The 13,303-nt window shown below is 65.6% G+C and carries 15 protein-coding genes; 7 read left to right on the forward strand and 8 right to left on the reverse strand.

Going from position 1 to position 13,303, the window contains the following annotated elements; genetic code table 11:
- Positions 1–613 precede the first annotated feature (613 nt).
- Together NFU08_RS14220 and NFU08_RS14225 are read right to left on the reverse strand one after the other, a co-directional pair.
- Positions 614–1,873, reverse strand: a complete 1,260-nt coding sequence (locus tag NFU08_RS14220; RefSeq protein ID WP_251424221.1) for an MFS transporter — start codon at positions 1,871–1,873, stop codon at positions 614–616.
- Positions 1,870–2,247: a MarR family winged helix-turn-helix transcriptional regulator gene (locus NFU08_RS14225; protein WP_397425906.1), complete on the reverse strand. Its 378-nt coding sequence runs from the start codon at positions 2,245–2,247 to the stop codon at positions 1,870–1,872. Before NFU08_RS14225 ends, NFU08_RS14220 begins: the two co-directional genes overlap by 4 nt.
- A 337-nt stretch (positions 2,248–2,584) precedes the next feature.
- On the opposite strand from NFU08_RS14225, the gene NFU08_RS14230 reads away from it, so the two are divergent.
- Positions 2,585–3,157 (forward strand): RNA polymerase sigma factor, encoded by a 573-nt coding sequence (locus NFU08_RS14230; RefSeq protein WP_251424225.1) that lies wholly within the window; start codon positions 2,585–2,587, stop codon positions 3,155–3,157.
- A 368-nt stretch (positions 3,158–3,525) separates the two neighbouring features.
- Positions 3,526–3,975, forward strand: a complete 450-nt coding sequence (locus NFU08_RS14235; RefSeq protein WP_251424227.1) for a hypothetical protein — start codon at positions 3,526–3,528, stop codon at positions 3,973–3,975.
- A 99-nt stretch (positions 3,976–4,074) separates the two neighbouring features.
- On the opposite strand, the gene NFU08_RS14240 is transcribed toward NFU08_RS14235, so the two are convergent.
- From NFU08_RS14240 to NFU08_RS14265, 6 genes are all read right to left on the reverse strand, one after another.
- Positions 4,075–4,638: a dihydrofolate reductase family protein gene (locus NFU08_RS14240; protein ID WP_174175836.1), complete on the reverse strand. Its 564-nt coding sequence runs from the start codon at positions 4,636–4,638 to the stop codon at positions 4,075–4,077.
- A gap of 109 nt (positions 4,639–4,747) precedes the next feature.
- Positions 4,748–5,713 carry a carbohydrate kinase gene (locus NFU08_RS14245; RefSeq protein WP_251424229.1) on the reverse strand — a complete coding sequence of 322 codons (966 nt, stop codon included), beginning with the start codon at positions 5,711–5,713 and terminating at the stop codon, positions 4,748–4,750.
- A 2-nt stretch (positions 5,714–5,715) separates the two neighbouring features.
- Positions 5,716–6,777, reverse strand: coding sequence for an NAD(P)-dependent alcohol dehydrogenase (locus NFU08_RS14250; RefSeq protein ID WP_251424231.1), 1,062 nt, complete (start codon positions 6,775–6,777; stop codon positions 5,716–5,718).
- 52 nt (positions 6,778–6,829) lie between these two features.
- Complete coding sequence (locus tag NFU08_RS14255) at positions 6,830–7,762, reverse strand: carbohydrate ABC transporter permease (RefSeq protein ID WP_251424233.1); 933 nt, start codon at positions 7,760–7,762, stop codon at positions 6,830–6,832.
- Complete coding sequence (locus NFU08_RS14260) at positions 7,759–8,727, reverse strand: carbohydrate ABC transporter permease (RefSeq protein WP_174175828.1); 969 nt, start codon at positions 8,725–8,727, stop codon at positions 7,759–7,761. Before NFU08_RS14260 ends, NFU08_RS14255 begins: the two co-directional genes overlap by 4 nt.
- Before the next feature lie 20 nt (positions 8,728–8,747).
- A complete protein-coding gene (locus NFU08_RS14265) occupies positions 8,748–10,100 on the reverse strand; it encodes a sugar ABC transporter substrate-binding protein (protein ID WP_251424235.1) in 1,353 nt (450 codons plus the stop codon).
- Between the two features lie 277 nt (positions 10,101–10,377).
- On the opposite strand from NFU08_RS14265, the gene NFU08_RS14270 reads away from it, so the two are divergent.
- The 5 genes from NFU08_RS14270 (at position 10,378) to NFU08_RS14290 (ending at position 13,235) form a co-directional block, all read left to right on the forward strand.
- Positions 10,378–11,301, forward strand: coding sequence for an AraC family transcriptional regulator (locus NFU08_RS14270; RefSeq protein WP_251424237.1), 924 nt, complete (start codon positions 10,378–10,380; stop codon positions 11,299–11,301).
- Between the two features lie 57 nt (positions 11,302–11,358).
- Positions 11,359–11,685, forward strand: coding sequence for a hypothetical protein (locus NFU08_RS14275; RefSeq protein WP_251424239.1), 327 nt, complete (start codon positions 11,359–11,361; stop codon positions 11,683–11,685).
- Positions 11,686–11,733: 48 nt separating this feature from the next.
- A complete protein-coding gene (locus NFU08_RS14280) occupies positions 11,734–12,078 on the forward strand; it encodes an iron chaperone (RefSeq protein WP_174175820.1) in 345 nt (114 codons plus the stop codon).
- Between the two features lie 46 nt (positions 12,079–12,124).
- A complete protein-coding gene (locus tag NFU08_RS14285) occupies positions 12,125–12,637 on the forward strand; it encodes a mycothiol transferase (RefSeq protein WP_251424241.1) in 513 nt (170 codons plus the stop codon).
- Positions 12,638–12,857: 220 nt separating this feature from the next.
- Positions 12,858–13,235, forward strand: coding sequence for a VOC family protein (locus NFU08_RS14290; RefSeq protein ID WP_174175816.1), 378 nt, complete (start codon positions 12,858–12,860; stop codon positions 13,233–13,235).
- The last annotated feature ends 68 nt before the right edge of the window (positions 13,236–13,303 follow it).

Below are 13,303 nucleotides of genomic sequence, written 5' to 3' on the forward strand. Positions count from 1 at the left end.
CGGGTGGCTGGTTCGGGGCAGGTGCGGTAGGCGGCTGGGCCGGTGCGGGCGGGCCCGGCGGCTGGGCAGGTGGCTGGTTTGGTGCCGGCGGGCCAGGCGGCTGAGCCGGCGGCGGTGCCGGATCGGGCTGCTGCTGCCCTCCGGGTACGGGCCGTTCCTGGCCCTGTTCCGGACTTGTGGACTGGCTGCCCGCTCCGCCGCTGGTGGGGGTGTCGCCAGGAACGCCGGACTCTATGGGCTGGCTCGATTGTGACGTGCTGCTGCTGGGAGCCGGCTCACCATCGCCGCCGGTTGCCATGCACGCAGACAAAAGCAGCGCCAGGGTGACCGCCCAGGTGAGGGCGATCGGGTGACGGCTGCAGGAGTGCATCTCGCACCATCACTATCTGTGCTGCCCGGGTTCCAGCCTTGGGTAGGGTCCCGGCAGGCCACGGAAAGCATGGACCGCCAGGAGATCATTGCGTCCACTGGAATTAGACCCTGCAGGCGTTACAGCGGCGTTACTGCCGGCGGAGAGCGAACGACGGCGGTGCGTGCCGCCGAAGCAGGCCCATCATGGGTGCCTCCAAGGCATAGTCCGGCGCCGCCGTCGTCCGTTGCCTGGTGCTTTGACCTAGACGGCAGGCTCGCGCCGCCGCCGGAACACCATGCGGAGGTTGTCCCGGAAGCTCAGGCTGTTCCGCCTGCTGACCACAACCACGGCGGCCACGGCCGCCAGCAGCACGATGATCCCTCCGGCCGCCACGGACCAGCGGGCGCCGAACTCCGAGCCGATCCAGCCCATGAGCGGAGCGCCCACAGCGGTTCCGCCCTGGAGCACGGCAAGGTACAGGGCCAGCACCCGCCCGCGGAACTGGGGCTCCACCGAGAGCTGGATGCTGGTGTTGCAGCTGTTCAGAAACGTGATGGAGGCCAGGCCCACCGGGATCAGGACCGCTGCATACAGCCAGAACGACGGCGACACGCTGCCCAGGAGGGTAAAGGCACCAAGCCCGAGCGCACCGCCCAGCAGGAACCTCAGCCGCGGACCGGCCCTCCGTGCGGCAAGGAGTGCCCCGGCCAGGGTGCCCACCGCCATAATGGATCCCAGCAGCCCGAACTCGCCGGGGCCCACCCCAAACTCAGTGGTGGCCATCAGGGCGTTGATGATGGGAAAGTTCATCCCGAACGCGCCGAGGATGCCCACCAAAACCATGATCAGCACCAGATCCGGGCGGTTGCGCACATAGCGGACGCCTTCCGCCACCTGGTGCTTGCCCCTGCTGGCGGGCGCCGCGGGGGCAAGTTCGGAGGTCCGGATCCGGAACAGCGAGATGATGACTGCGCCAAAACTGGCGGCGTTGAGCAGGAACACCGGGCCGGTTCCCACCCAGGCAATCAGCACGCCGGCGATGGCAGGGCCGGTAAGCCTGGCCGTGTTGAAGGACGCGGAATTCAGTGCCACCGCGTTGGAGATGTTGTCCTGGCCCACGAGTTCGGAGACGAAGGCCTGCCGGGAGGGCGCGTCCACGGCGCTGGCAATGCCCAGGCAGAGGGCGGCGAGGTAGGCGTGCCACAGTTCCGCGGTGCCCGTGACCACCAGCAGCCCCAGCGCCAGCCCGGTCAGGCCCATGGCCACCTGCGTCCACAGCAGGATCACCCGTTTGCGGTAGCGGTCCGCCAGCACTCCGCCGTACGGTCCGAGGAGCAGCATGGGAAGGAACTGCAGGCCGGTGGTGATCCCGACGGCGGCGCCCGAGTAGTTGGTAAGGACAGTCAGCACCAGCCAGTCCTGGGCTATTCGCTGCATCCAGGTGCCGATGTTGGACACCAGCGCGCCGCTGGCCCAGATCCGGTAGTTCCGGTTCTCCAGGGCCCGGAACATGGCGCTCATTTGCCGCTCATTTCCTGCATGATGTGCGCCGCGCGGCTGAGGATCTGCCGGTCCTCTTCGCTCAGCCCGGCCACCCGCTGCGCCAGCCATGCCGTCCGCTGGTTACGGGCCTCGGCCAGGACTGCCCGGCCGGCGTCGGTGATGTCCACGCGGACCTGGCGCCCGTCGTCGGGGTTTGCCGCCCTGGACACGAAGCCCTGGTCCGCGAGCGCGTTGACGATCCGCGTCATGGACGGAGCCTGTACGTGCTCGCTGTCGGCCAGCGCGCGGAGGGTGCTGGGGCCGTTGCCGTTCAGGAGCGCCAGGACCGTGTACTGCCCCGGAGTGATGGCGTCTCCGGTGGCCTCGACGCGGAGCCGGCGCGAGGTGCGCATGACTGCCGTGCGGAGATCAATGGCCAGGCTGTCCGGGCCGGCCGATCCGGTGGTTTTCGGGTTCTGGGTGTCGGTGGTGGTCACGCCCGGGTTGCGCCTCCTGAAAATACTTAGCACTGCTAATTAGTCCTGCTAATAAGTATGCTCCTGTTCCTCGTCTCCGGCAAGGAAGTGTGCTGGGCCTAACAGGGCTTTGGCATGTTCCGATAGTTCCGTGCTCATCCGGAAAAGCGGGCCGCGCGTTTAGGCTTTACGGTGCTCGGCCAGCTCGGAGAGTAGCGCGAAAATTGTTTGATCGTTTGCGACACACCCAGTCATGTGGCGGACAGGTATAGGTATGAAGCATCTTTCGAGGGCCCCTGACAGGGCGGACGCCTTCCGGTCGCTATACGAATCCTCATACGCCGACCTGCTGAAGTTCGTTCAGCGCCGCACTGAGCCGGCGAATGCTGAGGACGTGGTGGCTGAGGCATTTCTTGTCGTCTGGAGGCGCTTCTCTGAAGCGCCGGCAGGCGAGAGTGACGCCCGGGCTTGGGTTTTCGGAATTACGCGGAATCTCATGCTGAACGCTCAGCGCGGAGAACAACGGCGTCATGCGTTGGGCGTCCGGCTCGCTGAAACGACAACACCAAAGCTGTGCAGCGATTCTCATGCTGATCGGGTCACTAGTCGCATCGATCTAAGCCGCGCCTGGACGCTTCTTTCTGAAGTCCATCAAGAAGCCCTGGGACTCGCCATCTTCGAGAACCTTGCCGCGCCGCAGGCAGCCAAAGTCCTGGGCATCTCGCCCGTGGCTTTCCGGCTGAGGTTGACCCGTGCCAGGCGGGCGCTGCGGCTCCTCCTCGACTACCTCCCTCACCATGCGTCCGACGTTCCGGCAGCATCACCCGAAAAGGCATCAACGCTATGAAAAGTGACCAGAACCTCGACTTACTGCTGCGGTCAATGGACGCAGCAGAGCAAAACTCACAGCCGAACCCTGCCCGGGCACAAGCAGACCTCGCCCGCATACTCAGCTCTCCACCAATTCCCGCAGCCCCAAACAGCCGGTTGGGGGTTAGCCGCGAGCTGTCCAAACCCAAGGCCAACCGCCGACGACGAGCAGTCACTCTTGGGGGCCTGGCAGCCGTCACAGCCGGGTTGCTTGTCATGCCGGCACTTTCCGGAGGTGACCCGGCCTTCGCCACGTGGACCGCAGCACCCGGGACACTTACTGGCTCAGAACGTGACACCGCTGTCTCGGACTGCCTCAACTCAAAACAACATGTAGGCGGCGGCATGTACTCAACCGAACTTTCAACAGCGGAAGTAGCCATCGCCGAGCGGCGGGGAGCCTGGGTGACTGTCGTCCTCAGTGGCCCTGACGGTTTTGAGGCAACATGCACCACCGACGCCACAGCACCCTGGTTCCGCAAAGGAATGATCGGTTCCATCGGAAATCCAAGTAACGCGACGGCACTCCCGGCCCGAGGCATCGTTGCTACCCAACTCGGAACCGGAACAATCGCCGATAAGCCCATTTCAATCGCGTCAGGTCGCGTGGGAACCGATGTTGTAGCCGTTAGCTACACCAGCGCTGCTAATGAGGAGGTGCTCGCAACTGTCGCAAAAGGTCAGTTTGCCTTCTGGCTACCTGGAAACGAAATGCAAAATGCTTCTAATCAAGGATTGCCCGTCAACGTGACCTACACCAATGGCACAACCGAGACTCAACTACTTAACTTCTGAGTGACGCGGCCTATCATCCTATTCACCCGAACGAGGCGCTCTACTGCCTTCCCAAGAACGCGGCGGAAACTTGTCCCGCATACTTGTCCGGCGCCGCAGTCAGCGCCTGGTCTCGTACCGGGTCAGGACCACACCGCCGGGAAACATCCGGGTCTCAATCAGGCTCAGGTTCACCCAGTTGTCCAGGGTGGTGAAGAACGGAGTGCCGCCGCCAACCAGGACCGGATGGGTGACGATGGCGTATTCGTCGATCAGCCCTGCCCGCATGGCTGCCGCGGCGAGTGTGGCACCGCCGATATCCATGGAGCCGCCGTCGTCGGCCTTGAGGCGGGTAATCTCGGTGACCGCGTCGCCGGTAACCAGGCGGGTGTTCCAGTCAACCGTGCTCTTTGTCGAGGAGAACACCACCTTCGGCATGTCCCGCCAGCGGCGGGCGAACTCGATCTCCGCCGGCGTGGCGTCGGGCTGCTGGTCAGCAGTCGGCCAGTGGGAGCTCATCGTCTCCCACAGTTTGCGCCCGTACAGCGCCAGGCCCGTCGAACCCACCCGGTCGGACCACCATTGGAACAGCTCGTCGCTTGGTGCGCTCCAGCCGAGATTGTCGCCGGGGGCTGCGGTGTAGCCGTCCAGGCTTACGTTCATGGCGAAGGCCAGTTTGCGCATGGGGTCAGTCTCCCGTGAGCCCTTATCCGTTGTACAGACCGGCACGGTGCGGAAGGCTCATAGGGCCAGGGACACGCAGACCAGCTGACTACCGCGGGGCTCGCACGGGCTAGCCAGCCGCGGCCGCGGGCGTGCCGGCCAGGGAGCCGAGCTCGGCGGAGGTGGGAGGGTTGGCGCCGGGCCGGGAACAGGTGATGGCGGCCGCCCGGTTCGCATAGGACGCCAGGGCAGCCAGTTCCGCGGGGGAGAGGCTGTGCAGGCGTTCGCGTCCGCCGGCGCCCAGCGCGTCCAGCTGCGCCAGGCCGGAGATGAGGCCCGCCATGAAGGAGTCGCCGGCCCCCACGGTGTCCGCAACGGTGGTAACTTCCCCGGGCATTTCAACACGTCCGCGCCGGGTCAGGATCACCGGACCGTCCGCGCCGCGCGTCAGTGCAGCCAGCGCCGGTCCCAGCTCCAGCCAGGCAGCCAGGGATTCGTCCGGCGTCCTGCCCGGGTACAGCCAGCGCAGGTCCTCGTCGCTGGCCTTGACGATGTCGCTGGCGGCAACCAAGCCTTCAATGTCGCCCCGGACCGCGTCCGCCTCTGCGCTGATCGCGGGCCGGCAGTTGGGATCGAAGCTGACGGTGGCGTGCGTGCGCCCAGCCGCCACCAGCCGCCGGACCATCTGGTTGCCCGGACCCAGGACGGTGGCGATGGACCCGGTATGGACATGGAGGGAGCTCTCCACTGCCGCAAGGGCCGGGATGGAGGCGCCGGTGATGTCCCAGGTGATGGAGAAGCTGTACTCCGCCGCCCCGGTGCTGTCCAGGCGCGCCACCGCGGACGACGTCGGAGAGGCGCCTCCCACAATCGCCTCGACGCCGTTGCCGCGGAGGTGCCCGGCAATCACGTGGCCGTGCGGGTCGTCGGCATAGTGCGTGACGAGCGTGGCTGCCTGGCCGAGGCGGGCAATGCCCACAGCGACATTGAGGGGGCTGCCGCCGGGATGGACCCGACGGCAGCTTGCCCTGGCCGCGCCTTCGCTGTCAGGGGAGTCAACGATGTCAACGAGTGACTCGCCGATCACGGTGAACATGGTCAGCGGCCGGGGTAGACAACGGCTTTGAGCTGGCCGGGCTGCCTGCCCGCCGTGAGCGCCTGTTCGGACTCGGCGAGGGCGAACCTGGCGGTGACCAGGATGTCCAGGTCCACTTTCCCGTCGGCAATGAGCTGGATGGCCAGGGGCCAGGTGTTGGTGTAGCGGAACACGCCGGAGAGCCAGATTTCGCGGTTCTGGATGAAGGAGACGGGCAGTTCCACGTCGTCCGCGCCCAGCCCGACAAGGATGACCCTTCCGGCGGGGGCAACGGCCTTGATGCCGGAACGGACCGCCTGCGGTGCCCCGGACGCGTCAATGAACGCGTCGACGTCGAGCCCTTCCACGTTGTCCGTCTTCGCGTTCAGCGCGTGGGTGGCGCCGTGTTCCAGCGCGAAGGCCAGGCGGCCTTCGGCGATGTCGCTGATGTAGATTTCGGTGGCGCCGTAGGCGCGGGCGGCCTGGGCGGCGATGATGCCGATGGGCCCGGCACCGGCAATCAGCACCCGGCTGCCGGGCTTGATCCCGGCACGTTCGCAGGCCCAGAGACCGACGGAGAGCGGTTCGATAAGGGCGGCTGCCTCGTCGCTGACACTGTCCGGGATGTCGTAGGCGAAGTCGCTCTGGATGGTCACGTACTCGGCGAACGCGCCGTCCACCGGCGGGGTGGCGTAGAACTCGATGTCCGGGCAGAGGTTGTACCGCCCGGCCTTGCACTGCTTGCAGGTCCGGCACGGGCGTTGGGGTTCGACGGCGACGCGCCGGCCGATGCGGGCCGGATCCACGGCACTTCCGACGGCGGCGATCCGCCCCGAAAGCTCATGGCCGAGGATGAGCGGGTGGTCCACCACATACGGGCCGATCCGGCCGTGCTCGTAGTAGTGCACGTCGCTGCCGCAGACGCCGACGGCCGCGACCTGCACCAGGACCTGGTCGGCGTCCAGCCCAGGGAGGGGCAGGGTTTCCATGGTCATCTCGCCCTGGCTTTTGAGGATGTTGGCGCGCATGGTGGCGGGCAGCGCCTGATCGGTGGCGGGCACGGTCTGGGCGGTTGGTGTTGTCATTGACGTGATCCTTGAAAGAGTTTGGTGGGGCGGCGGGCTATTTCATGGCCTGTTATTTCACGGCGCCGAGGGAGAGTCCCTGGACGAGTTTGTCCTGGGCGGCGAACCCTGCGAACAGCACCGGCAGGGAGATGACGACGGCGGCCGCGCAGACCTGGGCGAGGAAGAGGCCCTGGCCGGAGACAAAGCCGGTCAGGAACACCGGCGCTGTGCCTGCCACCACGCCGGTGAGGACCCGGGCCAGGAGCAGTTCGTTCCAGCTGAAGATGAAGCAGATCAGGGCGGTGGCGGCGATGCCGGGCATGGCCACGGGGGCGATGATTTTGCGGAGGATGAGCAGGAGGTTGGCGCCGTCGATCTGTGCTGCCTCCAGCATTTCCTCAGGCACCTCGGCCAGGAAGGACCGCATCATCCAGACGGCGATGGGCAGGTTCATGGAGGTGTACATCAGGATCAGGAACCAGATGTTGTCCAGTGCCCCCACGGTCCGCGCGAAAAGGTAGAGCGGAAGGATCGCCGCGACCACGGGCATCATCTTGGTCGAAAGGAAGAAGAACATGACGTCCGTCCACTTCTTCACCGGCCGGATGGAGAGCGCGTACGCTGCCGGGAAGGCCAGGAGCAGCACGAGGACCGTGGACAGGATCGAGGCGGTGGCGGAGTTGATCAGCGATGGCCACGGGCTGACGCCGGACGTTTCGCCGAAAAATTCCCGGTACGCATCCAGGGTGAGGTTCGCGGCGATGGACGGCGGGTTCGTCGCGGCGTCGGTCTCGGAGTGGAACGAGGTGAGGATCATCCACAGGACCGGGACTGCGAAGAGAAGCGCCAGCAGCCATGCTGCAATGCCGGCGGCGGTGTTGTTGCGGGTGGGGTCCATGCGCGCCTTGCCGCGGCGTGGAGCGCGGCCGGTTGCCCGTGCGGCGGGGGAGGTGGAACGGGCCGGGCCTGAGCTTTGCGGTGCAGCGGGGGTGAGGGTGCTCATCGTGCTGCCTCCTTCTTGAAGAGTGAAAAGACGGTACGGAGTGCGAAGGTGGCCACGATGATGGTGCCGATGACCACCACGACGCCGGCGGCGGAGGCCAGGCCGTATTCGTTGGCGAAGTAGAACGTCTGGTAGATGGCGTAGGGCAGGTTGGCTGTGCCCAGTCCGCCGGCGGTGAGGGTGAAGACGGCGTCGAAGTTCTGCACGATGTAGATGGCGCCGAGCAGCCCGCCCAGTTCCAGATACTGGCGCAAGTGCGGCAGGGTCAGGTGCCGGAAGATCCCCCAGGGCGTGGCGCCGTCCATCTGGGCAGCTTCCACGGTGTCCATGGGACGGGACTGCAGCCCGGCCAGCAGGATCAGCATCATGAACGGCGTCCACTGCCACACCAGGGAGAGGATCACGGCCATCATGGGAGCCTGCGAGAGCAGGTCCAGTTGCGGCGCCGCCGTGCTGCCGAACAGCGACCAGACCCAGGTCAGGATTCCGTTGATCAGCCCGTACGTGGGGTTGAGCAGGGCATGTTTCCAGATCAGGGCCGCCGCCACCGGCACCACCAGGAACGGGGCGATCAGCAGGGTCCGGGCGAGGCCGCGGCCAATGAACTTCTTGTCCAGCAGCAGGGCAAGTCCCAGGCCGATCAGCAGGCTGATCAGCACGACGGAGACGGTCAGGAGGATGGTGGTGAAGATGGCCTGGCGCAGGTCAGGGTCGGTCAGGACCGTGGCGTAGTTCTCCAGCCCGGCAAAGGCGGTCTTGTCCGGGCTGAGGCTGTTCCAGTTCATGAACGAGATGACCAGGGTCGCCACGAACGGAAGCTGGGTGACCAGGATAAGGAAGACCAGGGCCGGCAGCAGCGGTGCACGCCGTGCCCAGGCCAGGGAACGTTCCCGTTGCCGGGCGTTGAGTGAAGGTGTGGCTGCATTGCGTCCCGGGCGGGAGATGCGCGCCGTTGCGGTAGTCATGATGTTCTCCTGCGGTTCGGTTAGGGCTGCTTGTACTTGTCGCCGACCTTTTGGGCGGCTTCCTGGCCTTTGGCCAGCGCGTCGGCCACGGAGCCTTGGCCGGCGATGGCGGAGCTGACGCCTTGGGACACGTTCGTTCCCAGGGCTGCGAATTCGGGGATGCCCACAAACTGGATCCCGACGGCGGGACGTTCCTGCGCGCCGGGGTTCTTCGGGTCGGCGTTTTCGATGGCGAAGCGTTCTGCCTCGAAGAACGGGGCGGCCTTCTGGAATTCCGCGTTTTCGTAGGTGGAGATGCGCTTGCCGGACGGGACCTTTGCCCAGCCGAGCTCGGAGGCGACGAGTTCCTCGTAGTCCTTTGAGCTGGCCCAGGCAATGAATTTCTCGGCAGCGTCCTGCTTCTTGGACGCAGCCTGCATGGCCCAGGACCACGTCCACAACCAGCCGGAAGAGGCGGTTTCCTTGACCGGCGCCTGGGCGTAGCCGATCTTGCCCTTGACCGGGGAATCCTCGGCTTCCAGTGCCCCTGCGGCGGACGTTGCGTCGTACCACATGGCCACTTTGCCCTGGCTCATGTTGTTCAGGCATTCGGTGAACCCTGCCTGCGCGGCGCCTGCTTCACCGTGCTCGCGCACCAGAGTTGTGTAGAACTCCACCGCCTCGGTGAACTTGGGGGAATTGACCTGGGCGTTCCAGTCCTTGTCGAACCAGGTTCCGCCGAAGGTGTTCACCACGGTGGTCAGGGGTGCGAAGACCTGGCCCCAGCCCGGCTGTCCGCGGAGGCAGATGCCCTTCATGCCCGGTTCCGCGCCGTCCACCTTTGCCGCTATGTCAGCGACCTCATCCCAGGTGGGCTTTGCCGGCATGGCCAGGCCCTTGGCGTCCAGGATGTCTTTCCGGTACATCAGGAAAGAGGACTCCCCGTAGAACGGTTCGCCGTAGAGCCTGCCGTCCTCACCGGTGAGGGACGCCGTGTAGGCGGGCAGGATGTCGTTTTGGTCAAATCCGGGATCGGCAGCGACATCGTCCAGCGGCGCCAGCCAGCCGTTGGCGGAGTAGAACGGGATCTCGTAGTTGGAGAGGGAGGCGACGTCGTACTGGCCGGCCTGGCTGGAGAACTCCTGGCTGATCTTGGCCCGTACGTCGTTTTCCGGCAGGATCGTGTAGTTGACCCTGATCCCGGTTTCCTTGGTGAAGTTCTCTGCCGTGAGCCGCTGCAGGTCCTCCATCTGGGGGTTGTTGACCATCAGGACACTGATGCTGTTCGGGTCTCCGGCGGAATTGCCGCCGCCGGCACCTGCACAGGCCGAGGCACTCAGCGCGACACACAAAGCGCCGGCGGCCAGGGTCGCAGCACGTATTTTTGGGCGCATTAAGGACTCCTTTGTTCTTCAGGGGTGCACAGTCACCGCACCTCGACTGCCGTGCCGGGGTGCTGGACCTGGGCGAGGGCTGGGACCGGAGATTCCGGGGTGCCTCGCTGATGTAGTTCAAGGTTAGGCGGGAGGCTGAGGTAACAACTAGCGCCCTGGTTGCCGTTTTCTGATACTTATTTTCCCGCCGTGCACCCCCGTGAAGGCGCTACTCTGGGACCAGGACCACCAATGCCTGTCCCGAGTTCATAACCGGCCACCCCTATGGAGCACCTCGATGACAGCCGCGGAAATAGCTGACGGAGCCACGGCACGGCTCGCCGAACGCCTGCTGGGGATGCGGGCAAACCGCGAGGTCATCCCGCCTGATCCCAACCATTCGGTCCGGTGGCACCAGCACAGCTACCCCAGCCCGCTGGCACGGTGGAACTACCATCCCGAGTACGAGATCCACTTGATCCGCAAGGGGACCGGAAAGTTCATTGTTGGTGACCATATCGGCACGTTCGAGGCGGGGCACGTTGCCTTGGTGGGGTCCGGCCTGCCGCACGACTGGGTCAGTGACCTTGAGCCAGGTGAGGTGCTTGAGAACCGGGATGCCGTCATCCAGTTCGACGGCAGATGGGTTGAACAGGCGGCGGCCCTGGTTCCCGAACTGGCCGAGGTGGGGCCGCTGCTGGAGCAGTCCCGGCGGGGAATCGAGTTCCTGGGACGTTCAGCGGAGGAGGCAGCCGCGGCCATCGAGGCGATGGGCGCTACGAGCGGGCTGCAGCGGCTCCAGCACCTGTTCGCCCTCTTTGGAATCCTGACCCGGGCACCCCGGGAGGAACGGCGCTACCTTGCCGAGGAATGGTTCAGGCCGCAGCTGGACGGACAGGCCGCCGCCGTCGTCGACCTTGTCCTGGAGTATGTGTTCAGCAACCACGCCCGCAGTGTCAAAATGTCCGAGGCAGCGGCGCTGGTGGGTATGCCCGAGCCCACCTTTTCCAAGTACTTCAAGCGCGCCACCGGCCAGAACTTCAGCGATCTTGTGCGCAAGCTCCGTCTTGCCCACTCCAGGCGCCTGCTGGAGCGGACGGACAAGCCCATCTCGGACATCTGTTACGAAGTGGGCTTCTCAAACCTGTCCAACTTCAACCGGCACTTCCTGAACGACGCGGGGGAGACGCCGAGGAACTACCGCCGGCGCGTTCAAACCTGACCGGAAAGCCCGGTGGCAGGTCTGTTGCCGCCGGACCAACGCCCATAGGGTGGGGCCATGGCTGATGCATTCCCGACACTGATCGAAGCATTCAAGAACGTCAGCGTCTCCAGGGCGTACGGTTCCCCGGTCCAGCTCGGAGGGGAAGAGGTTATCCCGGTGGCGTTGGTGTCCTTCGGGTTCGGTGGAGGCGGCGAAGCCGGGCCGGACGGCGCCTCCGGCGGCGGGGGAGGCGGAATGGTGCTGCCGCTTGGTGTGTACCGGAACGTCGGCGGGCAGGTGTCCTTCCGGCCCAACACCGTGGTGGCACTGGTTTGCCTGGTGCCAGTCATTTCGGCCGTCGGAGCGGCGGTGCGCAAGGCGATCCGGGCTTCGAAAGCGTAGCCGGAAAGCCTGGCGGCACCGGGCTGCGCACGGGTCTAGACTGACCGCATGGGTGACGTTGACGATTCCCTTGCCGCCTTGGCTGAACCTGCGCGCGGCTGCCTGCAGCGCGTTATCGCGGCCGCGCGGCGCATTGTCCCGGACGCCGAGGAAGGCCGAAGCTACGGGATGCCTGCCCTGAAGCTGGACGGAAAGCCGCTGATCGGTGTGGCGGCGGCAGCCAAGCACCTGTCCATCTTCCCGTTCTCGCCCGGGGTGGTGGACGCCGTCGCGCCCAGGCTGGAGGGCTTTTCACTGTCGAAGGGCACCGTCCGGTTCACCCCGGACCACCCCGTCCCGGATGACGTGGTGGAGGAGATGGTCCGGCTGCGGCAGGCGGAGATCCGGAAGTAACGCACGGGGCCCACGCGCCCCTGGGGAAAAACGCAGGAAGGGAACCGTGAAAACCAACGAACTGCTGCTGGACGCCTTTGTCCGGATCCGAGAGACCGTGGAGGCCACCCTTGAAGGGCTCGACGGCGGTGCGCTGGCCCTGCGGCCAGGCGGCACCGGCAACTCGATCGCCTGGCTGCTATGGCACCTGGGCCGCGTGGAGGATGCGCAGGTGGCGGACGTCGCTGGTCGCGAGCAGGTGTGGACCGCGCAGGATTTCGTGGGCCGCTTCGCCCTGCCGTTGCCCCGGAAAGACACCGGGTATGGACATTCCAGTGAGCAGGTGGACGCGGTGCGCGCCGAGCCGCAACTGCTTTTGGACTACTACAACGCCGTCCACCGGCAGACCGTGGACTTCCTGGAGACCCTCGGTGATGGTGACCTTGACCGTGTTGTCGACACCCGCTGGGACCCGCCCGTCACGCTCGGTGTGCGGCTTGTCAGCACCCTCGCCGACTGCCTCCAGCACGTTGGACAAGCCGCCTACGCCAAGGGCCTGAAACCTACGCGGGGTCAATAACATTTCCCTATTTCCGTGGGCGCAATTCGGTTCCATAATGGCCACGTAGGCTTCGGGGACACGCGCGCCATTGATGGCTGGCGGGGCACGCACGGTTCCAGGTGGCCGCCCCGGAAGTGGCGCGACGGGCGGCCATGCGCCCCTCACCGGGATGTCCCGGGGGAGCGCAGCCGGGGGAGAGCAACCGCCATCAGTGCGCACAACGCATAAAGGAATCACCATGCTCAAGGATTCAGCAATCATGGCTGTTCTTCCCGCGAAGGACATCAACAGGGCCAAGGATTTCTACCGGGACAAGCTGGGACTGGAACCCTCTGAAACCATCGAGGAAAGCCTGTTGTACCGCTGCGGCAAGGGAACCAGCTTCCTCATCTACCAGACCGACAACGCCGGCACTGCAAAGAACACCCAGATGGGCTGGGAGACGGACAACCTTGAACGGGACATGGAGGAACTGCGGGGCCGCGGGGTGGTCTTCGAAGACTACGACTTCCCTGGCCTGAAGACGGAGAACGGCGTGTCCACCGACTCATTCGGAAAGGGCGCCTGGTTCCTGGACAGCGAGGGGAACATCCTCAACATCGCCCAGCGCGCGTAGTTCAGGGGCAGTTCCCGAAGAGGACAACGACGCAACACGATGCCGTGGATACCCTCGCAGGGTGTCCA

It is taken from the genome of Pseudarthrobacter sp. NCCP-2145 (assembly GCF_023708005.1).
In the GTDB taxonomy this organism is placed as follows: Bacteria; Actinomycetota; Actinomycetes; order Actinomycetales; family Micrococcaceae; genus Arthrobacter; species Arthrobacter oxydans.

Excerpts from the sequence above, each read along its gene's own strand:
- NFU08_RS14255 (WP_251424233.1), bottom strand. The coding sequence starts at position 7,762 with ATGAGCACCCTCACCCCCGCTGCACCGCAAAGCTCAGGCCCGGCCCGT.
- NFU08_RS14225 (WP_397425906.1), bottom strand. The coding sequence starts at position 2,247 with ATGCGCACCTCGCGCCGGCTCCGCGTCGAGGCCACCGGAGACGCCATC.
- NFU08_RS14230 (WP_251424225.1), top strand. The coding sequence starts at position 2,585 with ATGAAGCATCTTTCGAGGGCCCCTGACAGGGCGGACGCCTTCCGGTCG.
- NFU08_RS14220 (WP_251424221.1), bottom strand. The coding sequence starts at position 1,873 with ATGAGCGCCATGTTCCGGGCCCTGGAGAACCGGAACTACCGGATCTGG.
- NFU08_RS14250 (WP_251424231.1), bottom strand. The coding sequence starts at position 6,777 with ATGACAACACCAACCGCCCAGACCGTGCCCGCCACCGATCAGGCGCTG.
- NFU08_RS14265 (WP_251424235.1), bottom strand. The coding sequence starts at position 10,100 with ATGCGCCCAAAAATACGTGCTGCGACCCTGGCCGCCGGCGCTTTGTGT.
- NFU08_RS14290 (WP_174175816.1), top strand. The coding sequence starts at position 12,858 with ATGCTCAAGGATTCAGCAATCATGGCTGTTCTTCCCGCGAAGGACATC.
- NFU08_RS14245 (WP_251424229.1), bottom strand. The coding sequence starts at position 5,713 with ATGTTCACCGTGATCGGCGAGTCACTCGTTGACATCGTTGACTCCCCT.
- NFU08_RS14235 (WP_251424227.1), top strand. The coding sequence starts at position 3,526 with ATGTACTCAACCGAACTTTCAACAGCGGAAGTAGCCATCGCCGAGCGG.
- NFU08_RS14270 (WP_251424237.1), top strand. The coding sequence starts at position 10,378 with ATGACAGCCGCGGAAATAGCTGACGGAGCCACGGCACGGCTCGCCGAA.
- NFU08_RS14280 (WP_174175820.1), top strand. The coding sequence starts at position 11,734 with ATGGGTGACGTTGACGATTCCCTTGCCGCCTTGGCTGAACCTGCGCGC.
- NFU08_RS14260 (WP_174175828.1), bottom strand. The coding sequence starts at position 8,727 with ATGACTACCGCAACGGCGCGCATCTCCCGCCCGGGACGCAATGCAGCC.
- NFU08_RS14275 (WP_251424239.1), top strand. The coding sequence starts at position 11,359 with ATGGCTGATGCATTCCCGACACTGATCGAAGCATTCAAGAACGTCAGC.
- NFU08_RS14240 (WP_174175836.1), bottom strand. The coding sequence starts at position 4,638 with ATGCGCAAACTGGCCTTCGCCATGAACGTAAGCCTGGACGGCTACACC.